Raw genomic sequence first — 14662 nt, forward strand, 5'->3', positions numbered from 1 at the left:
GGGGGGCAGTAAGGGGGGGGTTTGGTTGGCGGGCTCAGGGGGAGGGGGGGGTGCGGCCGGACCCCCCCCCCCTCCCCCCCCTTTCTCTTGTTTGTTTGGGGGGGGGGGTCCCCCCCCCCCCCCCCCCCGACACCGTGAAGCAGTGACAGCCCCTCCGCCGCTACCAGATTCTGTCCAACACCGCGTGACCACGGAGTTGAACGAAGGGGCTGGACAGATGAGACGTATCCGCCTGACGGCGGCGGTATCCATGGCCTTGCTGATGACCGCGGGTGCCATGGCGCCGGTTTCGGCCCAGGCCGCCGCCGTCGCGGCCCGGTCCGCCGCCACTTCCGCCCGGTCCGCCGCCCAGGGCCCGGGGACCGCAGCAGTTCCCGACTCGACGAGCACCGCGGCGACGGTACGGCTGATCACCGGTGACCGGGTGACGCTCAGCACGGGCCCGGACGGAAAGCGCGCCGCCTCGGTCCTGCCGGGCCCCGGCCGCGACGGTGTCCTCTTCCAGACCGCCGAGCAGAACGGCCGGCTGACCGTACTGCCCTCCGACGCCATGGACCTGGTCTCCGCCGGAACGCTCGACCGCGAACTCTTCGATGTGACCGCGCTCGTCGCGCAGGGGTACGACGAGGCCCACACCTCCGCCCTGCCGCTGATCGTCTCGCGGCCCGCCGGGGCACGGGCCGCCGAGACCCTCCGTACCCTGTCCGGCTTCCAGGACGGTTCCGTACCCGCGCACACGCTGGAGAGCATCGGCGCCCGCTCGCTGCGGATACCCGCCGACGACCTCGGCGCGTTCTGGAAGACACTCGCCCCCGCCGGGGACCCGATGAGCGCCGCCGGCCTTCGTGCGACGCCCAAGGTCTGGCTGGACGGCAAGGTCGGCGCCGCCCTGGACCGCAGCACCGGACAGATCAACGCCCCCGCGGCCTGGGGCGCCGGCTACCGGGGCAAGGGTGTCAAGGTCGCCGTCCTCGACACCGGCGCCGACGGAACGCACCCCGATCTCGCGGGCCGGATCCTGGAGGCCAAGGACTTCTCCGCCAGCGGCGGGACCGAGGACGTCTTCGGCCACGGCACCCATGTCGCGTCCACCGTCGGCGGCACCGGCGCCGCCTCGGGCGGCAGCCGCCAGGGCGTCGCCCCGGAGGCCGGCCTGCTGATCGGCAAGGTCCTCGGGAACGACGGGTACGGCACCGAGTCCCAGGTCATCGAAGGCATGGAGTGGGCCGCGGCCGAGGGCGCCAGGGTCATCAACATGAGCCTGGGCTCCGACACCCCGACCGATGGCACCGACCCCATGAGCCTCGCGGTGAACGGGCTCAGCGAAAGCAGCGGCGCCCTGTTCGTGGTGGCCGCGGGCAACAGCGGGGATCAGGGGCAGCGTACGGTCGGCTCACCCGGCGCCGCCGACGCGGCCCTCACGGTGGGCGCCGTGGACCGCGACGACTCGCTCGCTCCGTTCTCCAGCCGCGGGCCCCGTCTCGGCGACGGCGCGGTCAAGCCCGATGTCACCGCCCCCGGCGTCGGAATCGTGGCCGCGCGGGCCGCGGGGACGACCATGGGCGACCCGGTCGACGCGTACTACATCGCGGCGTCCGGCACCTCGATGGCCACCCCGCATGTGACCGGTGCCGCGGCCCTGCTCGCGCAGGAGCACCCGGACTGGCGCGCGGACCGGCTCAAGGACGCCCTGGTCAGCACGGCCCGTACGGTGGAAGGGCAGCAGCCGCCCCAGCAGGGCGGCGGCCGGATCGACCTGGCGGCAGCGGCACTCGGCCCGCTCACCGCGACCGGCACCCTCGCGCTGGGCCCGTTCCGGACAGGCGGCACACCCAGCGCCGCTGACGCCTCGGGCACCATCCGCTACACCAACACCTCCGCCGCCGCGCTCTCCCTCCGGCTGACGGCCCGGCTCGCCACCAGCGGTGGGCGCGCTCTCGCGGCCGGCGCGCTCCGGCTCGGAGCGGAGTCGGTGGAGGTCGCTCCCGGCGCCACCGTCGACGTACCGCTGAGCGCCGATCCGTCACGGGCCGAGCGCGGCGACTACTACGGCTATGTCACCGCCACCACCGCCGACGGCAGGACCGCCGTCCACACCACGGTGAGCTTTGTCGTCGACGGCCCGGTCCACCGCCTCACCGTCAACACCATCGATCTGCAAGGCAATCGCACCGAAGCGCTCCCGACCATCTGGGGCCCGGACGGCTTTGTCGACTACACGAGCCTCTCGCCGGCCGTCGCCGAGGTGGAGGAAGGCACGTACCAGCTCAGCTATTCCTCCATCACCGACGCGGACGACGGGCAGGAGCTGCGCCAGGTCGTCGTGCCCGAGGTGAAGGTCACCGAGGACAGGTCCGTCACCCTGGACGAGCGCGCCACCACCCCGGTCGAGATCCGTACCCCTCGCCCCGCCGAACAGCGCGGCATCGTCAGCTACCAGACGTACCGTCAGATCGACGGGCAGAGCCTGATCCAGGGGGTGATGTTCTTCGACATCGCCAAGCGTGTGTACGTCAGCCCCACCGCGCCCGTGACCGACGGAACCTTTGAATTCGCCTCGCGCTGGCAGCTTGTGGCCCCGCTGATCGAGGCCGGAGTGGTGGGCGCTGAGAGCGCTCTCGACCCGTACTACACAGCGTCGTCCCCGCTCTTCAGCGACAAGGGCGTACGGCTGACCGCGGTGGACGCCGGTACGGTCGCGGCCCCCGCCCTCCGTACCTCCCGGGTGCGCGGCAAGCTCGCGGTCGTCCGTGGCGACGGCGGGAACGAATGGGACCTCGCGCAGGCGGCGGCCAAGGCCGGCGCCAAGGGGATCCTTCTGGTCTTCCCGTCCCGCTACCCATGGACCCGGTGGAACCCGGTGGGCGAACGGTATGCCGTGCCGGTGGTACGGGTGAGCGAGACCGGCGGCACCGCGCTGCTGGCCCGGCTCAGGAAGCACAGCACCACGGTCGCCATCTCCGGCACCGCCAGGAGCCCCTATCTCTACGACGTGATGCAGGTGTCCGCGGGCCAGGTCCCCCGGCGGGTCGTGCACACCGTCTCGGACCGTAACACCGCCCAGGTGCACACCACTTACGCCGACAACGGCGGTGTGCCGTGGGCGAGCGAGCAGCGGTTCGGCTGGCGCCCATACCAGTCCACCGCCTGGAACCAGTACACCCGCCATGTGCCGACGGCCCATGAGCGCACCGAGTACATCAGCTCCGGCGACACGCTCTGGCAGCACTTCGTCAACCACACGACCACCTTCGACATCGACGCCCCGCTGATGGCCGGGCTGAAGGACGCGCCGCGCACCTACCGGGCCGGCGCCCGGAGCGAGGAGCGCTGGTTCGGCGCGGTGGTACGGCCGGCCGCCCCGGCGGGCTCCGGGCTGGTCTCCACCCGCTCGGGCGATGTACTGGCGCTGCGGATCCCGGAGTTCACCGATTCCACGCCCGGCCACTGGTCGCGCACGGTCACGGCCGGCGGCGGCATCGGCACCTCTGGTACCGACACGGGACTCAGTGCCAAGGCCGACGCCGAGGAGGGCGACTCCAGTTCCGCCGTTCTGTACCGCGACGGCACAAAGGTCGGTGAGACCGAGGGTGCATGGGGTGACATCGAAGTCGCCCCCGGGAAGGCCGGCTTCCGGCTCGATCTGACGACCTCGCACGTCTCGGACGAGTGGGACTTCGGCACCCGTACGGCCACCTCGTGGTCCTTCCGCTCGGACACCACCGCCGAGCGCAAGCCGCTGTCGCTTCTCCAACTCGACTACGACGTAAGGGCCGACGCCCACAACGCCGTGGCCGGCGGGCGCAGCCATGAAATCGCTCTCACCGTGCGGGGCCAGGACGGTACGTCCGCACCGAGCGGCCTGACCGTACGGGTCGACACCTCGTACGACGACGGCAGGACCTGGACGGCGGCGCGGATCGGCAAGCGCGGGCAGAACGGCTTCACCGCCACCGCCGAGCGACCGGCCCGGCAGCACGGCGACGCCTATGTGACCCTGCGGGTGTCCGTCACCGACCGCGCGGGCAATGGCATACGGCAGACCGTCGAGCGCGCCTATCTGCTGCGCGGATAGCGGGAGTTGGCACCGGGAGCGGCGGGTGGGCGGGGGCGGTACGGCCCGCGCACCCGCCGCGCCGTGTCCCGTACCCCGCCACGCCGCGCCCGCTGCCCCGCCGTCCACCCCCTCCCCGTGTCCCAGGCGCCTCCGCGACCAGGGCGTATAGTGCGCTCGCGCGTGTGTGGACCGCCGGGGAGAGCGGGCGTTCCACGGGGAGGGAGCACCATGCTGGAGCCGGCGGGCCTCACACCGGCCGAGGAGACCGTCTACCGCATGCTCGTGACGGTGCCCGCGGCCCCGGCACACGAGATCGCCGCCCACTGCGGTCTGCCGCCGGACGAGACCGAACGCGTCCTGGCCTCGCTCACCGCCAAGGGCCTCGCGAGCGGTACGGACCGGGCGCCGCGCAGCTTCGCCGCCACTCCCCCGGACGTCGCCCTGCTGCCGCCGCTCCAGCGCAACTCCGACGCCCTGGACAAGGCACGTACCGCGGTGACCGACCTGCTGGAGACCTACCGCCGCACCCGGCGCCGCCGCGATCCCGACCAGCTCATCGAAGTGATCACCGGAGCGGAGGCACTGCGCCAGCATCTCCGCCAGATCCAGGACAGCACCCGCCACGAGATGCTGTGGTTCTGCAAGGCGCAGTATGTGGCGATGCCGTCGGGCAGCAACCGTGCCGAGTACGACGCCCTCGCGCGCGGAGTGCGCTACCGGGTGCTGTACGAGCGGGCGTTCTTCGACGATCCGGGCGCCGTCGACAATGTGGTGGAGGGGGTGCGCGCCGGGGAGATCGCCCGCGCGGTGCCGCATCTCCCGCTGCGGCTGGCCGTCGCCGACCGTGCCATCGCGATCTGTCCGCTCGTACCGGGCGGCCCGTCCGGCAGTTCCGAGGAGCCGACAACCGCGCTGGTGCGCGGCAGCAGTCTGCTGGAGGCGCTGGTCGCGCTGTTCGAGCGTTACTGGGAGGATGCCGTACCCCTGGACGTCAGCCCGTCGGGCACGGTCAGCGGGACGGACGGGGTCACGCACGGGGACGCGCTCTCAGCGACGGACAAGCAGTTGCTGTCGCTGCTGGTGGCGGGCGTCGCCGACAAGGCCATAGCGAGTCAGATGGGTCTCAGCAGACGGACCGTGCAGCGGCACATCCAGGGGATGATGACGCTCGCGGGGGCGACGACGCGGATGCAGCTCGCGTGGCAGGCGGCGCGCCGCGGCTGGCTGTGACCCCTCGCAGGCCGGCCACGGGAGCGCTCTCAGACCTCTGAGCCGCCGGCCCGCCGATCGCCGCTGATCCTGCCCGCTACTGCTGTGCGCCGATGTGGAAGAGCAGATAGAGGAAGCCCGCAAAGAGATGGCCGGCGATCAGATAGGCGAAGAGCCGGATGACCAGCCCTCTCGGGAACGAACTCTCCTGATCGCCGGTCTGCTTCGGCGACCGCTCCTCCGGTCCGGCCGGAAGCTGTACGGGGTTGTCCGGCTCCGACATGTCAGTCCTCTCTTGAGCGTCAAGGATCAGCTCTCACGAGTCAGCCGCGATGGGCCCCGCCACCGAGGCACAGCTCGGCCGCCGGACTCTGCAACAGGGTGTGTACGAAGAGCAGTTCGGTGCCCTCGGGCCCGGCCGCCGCGATGCGGTGCGGGGTGAGCGAGTCGAAGTGCGCGCTGTCCCCGGGATCGAGCAGATGCTCGGTGTCCCCGAGGTTCAGCCGCAGCCGTCCTTCGAGGACATAGAGCCACTCCTCCCCGGGGTGTACGCGGACGAGGTCGCCCTGCGCCCCGTACGGCACGCGGACCCGCAGCGGCTGCATGGCCCGGCCCGAGCCGCCCGCCTGGTGGTACGTCCAGCCGCCGGCCTCGACGGGTTCCGTGCGGCCCGCCCGGACGATCGGGTCGCGCTCGGGCGGTACCTCCCCGAGCAGGTCGGAGACGGTCGTACCGTAGATTCGGGCCAGCGCGAGCAGCATGGGCAGCGAGGGCTGCCGCCGGCCCGTCTCCAGCCGGGAGAGATGGGCGGGCGAGAGCCCCGCCCGCCGGGCCGCGGCCTCCAGCGTCAGCCGGCGGTCGCGCCGCAGCTCACGCAGCCGGGGCGCGACATCGGGGAGCGCGTCGGTCGCCTCGGCATCGGGAAGCCGGAGAGGCGACGGGGCGGCCGCCCCTCCGGCAGAAGATGTGCTCACACGTCCATTGGGCCAGGAACTTTCCTCTCAGGCAAATTTCTTGCCCGAGAGGCAAAAACCTGCCTGCCCGCCCCGCACAGGCCGGAGCCCAGCCCCAGCTCAGGCCGCACGCCAGACCAGGCCCCGCCCAGGCCCGGCAGTCCCAGCCCAGCCCAGCCCAGCCCCCTACCGGTGCGCGACCGCCTGCTTCACCAGTGTCCTGCCGAAGTCCCACATCAGCCCGCCCCCGCCATGCGCATCGTCCATGACCGCCGTGAACGCCTCCACGAACCGCTCGACCTCCCGCTCGCCGATGGTCAGCGGCGGAATCAGCTTGATCACCTCAAGATGGTCACCGGAGACCTGGGTCAGGATCCGGTGCTTCTGGAGCAGCGGTACGACCACCATCTGCGCGAACAGCCCCTTACGGGCCGCCTGGAGCATCGTCCACCGGCCGCGCAGCTTGATCGAGCTGGGCCGCCCGAACTCAATGCCGATCATCAGGCCCCGGCCCCGTACCTCGTACAGCAGCTCATAGCGGTCGACCAGCGCGGCCAGCCTGGTCCTGAGCAGATCCCCGGTCGCCCGCGCGTTGGCGACGATCCCCTCGTCCTCCATCACCGCGAGCACCGCCAGCCCCGCCGCCATGGCCTGGGCATTGGAGCCGAAGCTCGCCGAGTGGACCAGCACCCGGTCCATCGAGGAGTAGACCTTCTTGAAGATCCAGTCCTTGCCGAGGGTGGCGCCGACGGGCACATAGCCGCCCGAGAGCGCTTTCGCCACACAGACGAGATCCGGCTCGACGCCCTCCTCGTGCTGGTACGCGTAGAAGTCACCGGTCCTGCCGAGACCGGTCTGCACCTCGTCGGCGATCAGCAGCGCCTTGTGCGCGCGCAGCAACTCCTGTGCGGCACGCAGGAACCCGGGCGGAGCCGCGTGCACCCCCTTGCCCTGGATCGGCTCGACGACGAAGCCGGCCACATCGCCGCGCTTCAACTCCCGCTCCAGCGCTTCGAGATCGCCCAGCGGAATCGCGGTGTCGGGCAGCAGAGGCGCGAAGCCGTCCCGGAAGCCGTCCTCGCCGTTGACCGACAGCGAGCCGGTGGTCAGCCCGTGGAAGGCGTGCGCGCAGTAGAGGATCCTGGGCTTCCCGGTCACGTACCGGGCGAACTTGAGAGCGGTCTCAACCGCTTCCGTACCGCTGTTGCCGAAGAACACCCGGTCCAGATGCGGGCTGTGGGCCAGCAGCTTCTCGGCGAGCAGCCCGGGCAGCGGCTGGCAGTCGAAGCGGGTGAGATCGGCGAGCGAGGCGTCGAGGACATCGTGGAGCGCCTTGCGTACGACGGGATGGTGCCGGCCGAGGCCCATCACCCCGAACCCCGCGAGCATGTCCAGATAGTCGTTGCCGTCCGCGTCCCAGAAGTAGGCGCCCTCGGCCCGCTCGTAGACCCGGTCGAAGCCGATGGTGTGCAGCATGCGCGGGAGCTGGTGGTTGAGGTGCCTGGTGTGCAGCTCATAGCGCTCGGCGCCGCGCTCCGCGAGCAGCCGCGCCAGGTCGAAGCCCTTGGGCTCGGTCATTCCGTGCTCTCCTTGCGCGCTCGGACAGGTCCCGTGCCCTGTCGCGGCAGTACGAGGCCCAGGGCGGCGCTGATCCGCCCCGCGATCTCCACCGGGGTGAGGCCGATGTCGGCGAGGACCTCGCTCCGTTTGGCGTGGGCCAGGAATTGTTCGGGGATCCCGTAGGTCCGCAGGGGTACGTCGACCCCGGCGTCCCGCAGCGACTGGCCGATGGCCGAACCCACCCCGCCGCTGCGGCTGTTGTCCTCGACGACCGCGACCAGCCGGTGCCGCTCGGCCAGCGGCGCGAGCTGTTCGTCGACGGGTTTGACCCACCGCGGATCGACCACGGTGCAGCCGATTCCGCGCCCGGCGAGCAGCTCCGCCGCCTGGAGACAGACCGGCGCGAGCGCCCCCACCGACACCAGCAGCACATCGGCGCGCTCCGCGCGGTGCAGTACGTCCATGCCGCCGACGCGGCCGACGGCCGGGACCGCCGCGCCCACCGACTCCTTGGGGAAGCGCACCACGGTCGGCGCGTCGTCCACGGCGACCGCCTCGCGGAGCTGGGCACGCAACTGCCCGGCGTCGCGCGGCGCCGCGATCCGCAGTCCTGGCACGCACTGGAGGAGGGACATGTCCCACATCCCGTTGTGCGAGGGCCCGTCGGACCCGGTGACCCCGGCCCTGTCCAGTACGAAGGTGACTCCGCACCGGTGCAGCGCCACATCCATCAATAGCTGGTCGAAGGCGCGGTTGAGGAAGGTGGCGTACACGGCGACGACGGGATGCAGCCCGCCGGTGGCGAGCCCGGCCGCGGAGACCACCGCGTGCTGCTCGGCGATCCCCACGTCCCAGACCCGGTCGGGGAAGCGCTCGGCGAACTTCGTCAGCCCGACCGGGTGCAGCATGGCCGCGGTGATGGCCACGACATCCGGCCGTTCCTCCCCGATCGCGAGGATCTCGTCACTGAACACCGAGGTCCAGGAAGGGCCGTTGGACGGTGCCAGGGGCTCGCAGGTCCGCGGATCCATCACCCCGACCGTGTGGAAGCGGTCGGCATCGTCCTCCAGCGCCGGCCGGTAACCGCGGCCCTTCTCCGTCAGGCAGTGCACCAGTACGGGCCCGTGGAAGCGCTTCGCCCGGCTGAGGGCCGACTCGACGGCGGCGATGTCGTGCCCGTCGATGGGGCCGACGTATTTCAGCCCGAGATCCTCGAACATGCCCTGCGGGGCGAAGGCGTCCTTGAACCCCTTCTTCGCGCCGTGCAGCGACCCGTACAACGGCCTGCCCACGACCGGGGTGTTGTGCAGTACGTCCTTGCCCCAGGCCAGGAACTTCTCGTAGCCGTCCGTGGTACGGAGCGTGGCGAGATGGTTGGCGAGGCCGCCGATCGTCGGGGCGTAGGAGCGTTCGTTGTCATTGACCACGATGATCAGTGGCCGGTCCTTGGCAGCGGCGATGTTGTTGAGTGCCTCCCAGGCCATTCCGCCGGTGAGAGCGCCGTCACCGATGACCGCGACGACATGTTCGTCGCGGTCGAGTACGTCACGTGCCTTGGCCAGTCCGTCGGCCCAGCCGAGCACGGTGGAGGCATGCGAATTCTCGATGATGTCGTGCTCGGACTCCTCACGGGAGGGATAGCCGGAAAGGCCGCCCTTTCCGCGCAGTTTGGAGAAATCCTTTCTGCCGGTGAGGAGTTTATGGACATAGCTCTGGTGTCCGGTGTCCCACAGAATACGGTCGGCGGGTGAGTCGAAGGCCCGGTGCAGGGCGATGGTCAGCTCCACCACCCCGAGATTGGGCCCGAGATGGCCGCCGGTTCTGGCCACCGCCTCGATCAGGAAGTCTCTGATGTCCTGGGCGAGTTCGTCGAGTTCGCCGCTCGTCAGCGCCTTGAGATCGTGCGGCCCCCGGATGTTCTCCAAGACTGACACGCTCGGGCCCCCTCTCGGATTCGTTCAGCTCACAGTGACGGCGGGAGCCCCCGAGGGCACCCCTGCGTCCTCCATCTGTTCGGCGAGCTTCATGGCCTCGTCGATCAGGGTCTCCACGATCTTCGACTCGGGAACGGTCTTGATGACCTCACCCTTCACAAAGATCTGCCCCTTGCCATTGCCCGACGCAACACCGAGGTCCGCCTCACGCGCTTCGCCCGGACCGTTCACCACACAGCCCATCACGGCCACACGCAGCGGGACCTCCATACCCTCCAGGCCCGCCGTCACCTCGTCCGCCAGCTTGTACACATCCACCTGCGCACGCCCACAGGAAGGACACGAGACGATCTCCAGACGGCGCTGCTTGAGGTTCAGGGCCTCCAGGATCTGCAGGCCGACCTTGACCTCCTCGGCCGGCGGCGCCGACAGCGAGACCCGGATCGTGTCCCCGATCCCCTCACTCAGCAACGCACCAAAAGCCACAGCCGACTTGATCGTCCCCTGGAACGCCGGGCCGGCTTCCGTGACGCCGAGGTGGAGAGGGTAGTCGCACTGCGCGGCCAGCTGACGGTACGCGTTGACCATCACCACCGGATCGTTGTGCTTCACCGAGATCTTGATGTCCCTAAACCCGTGCTCCTCGAACAGCGACGCCTCCCACAGCGCCGACTCCACCAGCGCCTCCGGCGTCGCCTTCCCGTACTTCCGCAGCAGCCGCGCATCCAGCGAACCGGCATTCACCCCGATCCGGATCGGCGTCCCCGCCTCCCCCGCCGCCTTCGCGATCTCCCGCACCTTGTCGTCGAACTGCTTGATGTTCCCCGGATTCACCCGCACCGCCGCACACCCCGCGTCAATCGCCGCGAACACATACTTCGGCTGGAAATGAATATCCGCGATCACCGGAATCTGCGACTTCCGCGCAATCACCGCCAACGCATCCGCATCATCCTGCGTCGGACACGCCACCCGCACAATCTGGCACCCCGACGCCGTCAGCTCAGCAATCTGCTGCAACGTCGCACCCACATCCGAGGTACGCGTCGTCGTCATCGACTGCACCGACACCGGCGCATCCCCACCGACCGCCACCGACCCGACCTGGATCTGACGGCTGACCCGCCGCTCGGCGATGGGCCGGGGCGGCAGCGCCGGAAGCCCCAGTGAGACCGGCTCTCCACTGGTCATGGCGTGGTCACCTGGTCCCGGCGACGGTCTCGCGGGCCGCACGGATGGACTCCTTGAGGGAGCCCATGGTGGCGAGTACGGCGGTGGGCTCATAGCCGCAGTGCGCCATGCAGTTGGCGCAGCGCGGGTCCTTGCCGCGGCCGTACTTGTCCCAGTCGGTGTCCTCGATGAGCTGACGGTACGTGGGCACATATCCGTCGCTCATCAGATAGCAGGGGCGCTGCCAGCCGAAGAGCGAATAGTTGGGAATGGCCCAGGCGGTGCACGGGAAGTCGGCCTTGCCTTCCAGGAAATCCAGGAAGAGCGGCGAGTGGTTGAGGCGCCAGCGGGCCCGGTTTCCGCCGGAGAACGCCTTCTTGAACAGTTCGCGGGTCTGCTCGACGCCGAGGAAGTGCTCCTGGTCGGGAGCCTTCTCGTAGGCGTAGGCGGGCGAGATCATCATCTCGTCCACCTTCAGTTCGTCATTGAGGTAATTCAGCACCTCGACAACGGTCTGCGGGGTGTCCGTGTTGAAGAAGGTGGAGTTGGTGGTCACCCGGAAACCGCGCCGCTTGGCCTCCTTGATGGCTTCCACCGCCTCGTCGAACACGCCCTCCTTCGCGACCGATTCGTCGTGCCGCTCCCGCAATCCGTCGATGTGCACGGCGAAGGCGAAATACGGCGAGGGGGTGAATTTCTCGATCTTCTTGCGCAGCAGCATCGCATTCGTGCAGAGGAAGACGTATTTCCTCTTGGCGACGAGCTGCCGCACGATCTCGTCGATCTGCGGGTGCATCAGCGGCTCACCGCCGGCGATGGAGACCATGGGCGCCCCGGATTCCAGTACCGCGCCGACCGCCTGGGCAACGGGCATACGCTGCTTCAGGACGCCGGCCGGATGCTGGATCTTGCCGCAGCCCTCACATTTCAGATTGCAGGCGAAGAGCGGTTCCAGCTCAACGATGAGAGGAAACTTCTCTCGCCTGCGGAGCTTCTGTTCGAAGAGGTACGTCCCGACCCTGATGGTCTGACGGAGCGGCATGGCCATCTAGCTCACCTCCTGGGGAGCAGCAAAGAACGGTGCCATTCATGAAAAGCGGGAACGACGGCACGGAGTACACGGAAGGCCGATATTCCTCCGCGTACGGTGCCGATCCGGACGAGTTCATGCTCCGGGGCGTCCACGACCACCCGTACGGCCGCGACCGGCCGGGTGCCCGCGCTCAGAGCGGTACGGAGCGTGGCGGCGGACTCCATGTCCACCGCGACCGCCCCCGTGGTGCGCAGTACGGCCCGTTCCTGTCCGCGGACCACATGGTCGGACCCGGTCAGCGGACCGGTGTGGACCGTACGGCCGGGCACGGCCCGGGCCAGCGCGTCGACGAGCAGCCCGGTGCCCGTACAGGGCGTGGAGCCGTACGGGTCCCGGGTCTCGTCGGCGACGATCAGATCCCCGGGGTGCATCCCCGGGGTGAGCCCGGCACAGAATCCGGACGCGATCAGCACCGCGTCCCTGTTCCGGGGCTCTCCGAGCGCGCGCGCCACGGCGCGCTCGGCGTTCCTGGGCCCCATGCCCGTACGGAGGACGGTCACCGGTCCGGCCGGGTCGCCGCCGCCGGACCCGCGCAGCGCGAGGCTCTCGATGCCGAGCGCGCAGGCGATCAGCAGCGGTGCCGGAGGGCCGGCCGGCCCCGGGGACCGGTCCATCAGCCCCCCTTGCGGCTGCCCGTACGGGCGGCGAGCGGCTCGCCGTGGACATACCGGCCGAGTGCCGTGAGCGGGAACACCTGCCGGTAGAGGTGGTAGTTGATGGAGAAGTCCCACGGGAAGCCGGTGCCGGTGAAGTACGGCTCGTCCCAGGAGCCGTCCTCGCGCTGGGCCGCGGCCAGACAGGCGATGCCCCGCTCGACGGCCTTGCTCTCCCGCTCCCCGGCCGCGAGAAGCGCGAGCAGCGCCCAGGCGGTCTGGGAGGCGGTCGTGGCACCGCGTCCGATCCACTGATCGTCGCGGTACGAGCGCAGGTCCTCGCCCCAGCCGCCGTCCTCGTTCTGCACGGATTCGAGCCAGCTCACGGCCCGGCGGATCGCGGGATGGGAGGCGGGCAGCCCGGCCGCGACCAGCGCGGGCACCACCGACCCCGTGCCGTATACGTAGTTGACCCCCCAGCGCCCGAACCAGGCTCCGCTGGTCTCCTGTTCGGCGAGGAGCCACTCGATTCCCCGCCGCGTCCTGGGGTGGTGGCTCTTCCCTTCGTACGCCAGCATCTCGACGACATGCGCGGTGACATCCGCGGACGGCGGGTCGATGACCTCGCCGAAGTCGCAGAAGGGCAGCCGGTTGGGGAACGGGCTGGTGTTGTCGGCGTCGAAGGCGCCCCAGGCCCCGTTCCTCGACTGCATGCCCAGATTCCACCGGGCGCCCCGCTCGATGGCGGCGTCGATCCGCTCGGGCTCGGGGTGGCTGACCCGGCGCAGCGCGAGGATGACCTCGGCGGTGTCGTCGATGTCCGGGTAGTTGTCGTTGTGGAATTCGAACGCCCAGCCGCCGGGGGCGAGTCCGGGCCTGCGTACGGACCAGTCGCCGGGGCGGACGATCTCCTCGCCCAGCATCCAGTCGGCGGCCTTGACCAGGGCCGGATGGTCCGGGTCCACGCCCGCGTCGGCGAGCGCGATGGTGGCCAGGCAGGTGTCCCAGACCGGTGACTGGCAGGCCTCGATCATCCGGGCGCCGTCCTCACGCCAGACGGCGAACCTGTCGAGCGATTCGAGTCCGGCGCGCATGACCGGGTGGTCGAGGTCGTATCCGAGCAGATGCAGGGCGATCACGGAGTAGACGGCGGGCGGCTGGATCCCGCCCCAGCAGCCGTCGTTCTCCTGCCGCTCGATGATCCAGCGGGCCGCCGCGTTCATCGCCGTACGGCGGAGCCGGCGCGGGGCGATCCGGTGGTAGGCGTGCAGGACCCTGTCGAGACGCTGGAAGGCGCCGTCCCAACTGGTCACGGGCGCGGACGTCTTGGCGGGTACGGCGGCAGTGCCGGAGTGCAACTCGTCGAGGGCGAAGGGTGCGGGCCGTACGGGCCGCTTCGCCGAGACAATGGTGAGCGGCACGATCGTCTGGCGGGCCCAGCAGCCGAAGTCATAGATGTTGAGCGGGAACCACTTGGGCAGGAAGATCATCTCGGGCGGCAGCTCGGGCAGGTCCTCCCATTTCCACCAGCCGAAGAGGGCCAGCCAGATACGGGTGAAGACCCGGCTCGCGGCGATCCCGCCCTGCTCGCGCACCCATTGGGAGGCGCGCGCCATGTGCGGTTCGTCGGGGTGGTCGCCGGCCAGTCTGAGCGCTACGTACGCCTCGATGGTGGCGGAGAGTTCGCCGGGGCCGCCGTGGAAGGTGGCCCAGGTGCCGTCCGCGCGCTGCTCGCCGCGGATGAAGAGCCCCGCGGCCTCGGTGGTGCGCGCGTCCAGGACGCCGAGGAACTGCCGGAGCAGCAGATCCTCGGCGTCCATCGTCACATTGGTCTGCAGGTCGCCCTTCCACCATCCCTGGGCGTCCTGCCTGCCGAGCAGGAACTCGACGGATCGTGCGGTGGCCCGCTGCGCGGTGGCCAGAAGGTCACCGCCGGTGGCGGGGGTTGTCTCAGTCGGTCCGCTCGCCGAGGTCGCGCGGGGTCCCAGGGCCCCGGTGCTTCCGTCGGTCGTCGCTGTCATGGCTTCCCCTTCGTGCAGTGGTGTGCTTCTGCTGTGCTGGGGTCTCCGTCGTCCTTCGCCCTGTGGGCCCGG

General features: G+C 70.3%; 10 protein-coding genes. 2 read left to right on the forward strand and 8 right to left on the reverse strand.

Features of this window, described 5'->3' with window-relative positions:
• The first annotated feature begins 217 nt into the window (after nt 1-217).
• Entirely contained in the window at nt 218-4075 is a 3858-nt protein-coding gene (locus ACFU9P_RS03905) for a S8 family peptidase (RefSeq protein WP_384077667.1), read from the forward strand.
• Nucleotides 4076-4285: 210 nt separating this feature from the next.
• A complete protein-coding gene (locus ACFU9P_RS03910) occupies nt 4286-5287 on the forward strand; it encodes a LuxR C-terminal-related transcriptional regulator (protein ID WP_376376810.1) in 1002 nt (333 codons plus the stop codon).
• A gap of 76 nt (nt 5288-5363) precedes the next feature.
• Here the strand turns inward: ACFU9P_RS03910 and ACFU9P_RS03915 are convergent, their stop codons facing one another.
• The 8 genes from ACFU9P_RS03915 to shc form a co-directional block, all read right to left on the reverse strand.
• Nucleotides 5364-5549 (reverse strand): DUF6126 family protein, encoded by a 186-nt coding sequence (locus ACFU9P_RS03915; protein WP_384077668.1) that lies wholly within the window; start codon nt 5547-5549, stop codon nt 5364-5366.
• A 40-nt stretch (nt 5550-5589) separates the two neighbouring features.
• Nucleotides 5590-6144, reverse strand: a complete 555-nt coding sequence (locus tag ACFU9P_RS03920) for a helix-turn-helix domain-containing protein (protein WP_376377095.1) — start codon at nt 6142-6144, stop codon at nt 5590-5592.
• A gap of 261 nt (nt 6145-6405) precedes the next feature.
• Nucleotides 6406-7797 carry an aspartate aminotransferase family protein gene (locus ACFU9P_RS03925; RefSeq protein WP_384077669.1) on the reverse strand — a complete coding sequence of 464 codons (1392 nt, stop codon included), beginning with the start codon at nt 7795-7797 and terminating at the stop codon, nt 6406-6408.
• Nucleotides 7794-9713: a 1-deoxy-D-xylulose-5-phosphate synthase gene (dxs, locus tag ACFU9P_RS03930; RefSeq protein WP_376376816.1), complete on the reverse strand. Its 1920-nt coding sequence runs from the start codon at nt 9711-9713 to the stop codon at nt 7794-7796. Before dxs ends, ACFU9P_RS03925 begins: the two co-directional genes overlap by 4 nt.
• Nucleotides 9714-9737: 24 nt before the next feature.
• Nucleotides 9738-10904: a flavodoxin-dependent (E)-4-hydroxy-3-methylbut-2-enyl-diphosphate synthase gene (ispG, locus tag ACFU9P_RS03935; protein ID WP_384077670.1), complete on the reverse strand. Its 1167-nt coding sequence runs from the start codon at nt 10902-10904 to the stop codon at nt 9738-9740.
• A gap of 7 nt (nt 10905-10911) precedes the next feature.
• A complete protein-coding gene (hpnH, locus tag ACFU9P_RS03940; RefSeq protein WP_376376820.1) occupies nt 10912-11931 on the reverse strand; it encodes an adenosyl-hopene transferase HpnH in 1020 nt (339 codons plus the stop codon).
• A 5-nt stretch (nt 11932-11936) separates the two neighbouring features.
• Nucleotides 11937-12590: a 1-hydroxy-2-methyl-2-butenyl 4-diphosphate reductase gene (locus ACFU9P_RS03945; RefSeq protein ID WP_376376822.1), complete on the reverse strand. Its 654-nt coding sequence runs from the start codon at nt 12588-12590 to the stop codon at nt 11937-11939.
• On the reverse strand, nt 12590-14590 hold the full coding sequence (shc, locus tag ACFU9P_RS03950) for a squalene--hopene cyclase (protein WP_384077671.1): 2001 nt from the start codon (nt 14588-14590) through the stop codon (nt 12590-12592). Before shc ends, ACFU9P_RS03945 begins: the two co-directional genes overlap by 1 nt.
• Nucleotides 14591-14662 lie beyond the last annotated feature (72 nt).

It is taken from the genome of Streptomyces sp. NPDC057617 (genome assembly GCF_042800555.1).
In the GTDB taxonomy this organism is placed as follows: Bacteria; Actinomycetota; Actinomycetes; order Streptomycetales; family Streptomycetaceae; genus Streptomyces.

Coding starts and splice junctions, on each gene's coding strand:
- shc (WP_384077671.1), bottom strand. CDS start 14,590: ATGACAGCGACGACCGACGGAAGCACCGGGGCCCTGGGACCCCGCGCG.
- hpnH (WP_376376820.1), bottom strand. CDS start 11,931: ATGGCCATGCCGCTCCGTCAGACCATCAGGGTCGGGACGTACCTCTTC.
- ACFU9P_RS03905 (WP_384077667.1), top strand. CDS start 218: ATGAGACGTATCCGCCTGACGGCGGCGGTATCCATGGCCTTGCTGATG.
- ACFU9P_RS03945 (WP_376376822.1), bottom strand. CDS start 12,590: ATGGACCGGTCCCCGGGGCCGGCCGGCCCTCCGGCACCGCTGCTGATC.
- ACFU9P_RS03915 (WP_384077668.1), bottom strand. CDS start 5,549: ATGTCGGAGCCGGACAACCCCGTACAGCTTCCGGCCGGACCGGAGGAG.
- ACFU9P_RS03910 (WP_376376810.1), top strand. CDS start 4,286: ATGCTGGAGCCGGCGGGCCTCACACCGGCCGAGGAGACCGTCTACCGC.
- ACFU9P_RS03925 (WP_384077669.1), bottom strand. CDS start 7,797: ATGACCGAGCCCAAGGGCTTCGACCTGGCGCGGCTGCTCGCGGAGCGC.
- ispG (WP_384077670.1), bottom strand. CDS start 10,904: ATGACCAGTGGAGAGCCGGTCTCACTGGGGCTTCCGGCGCTGCCGCCC.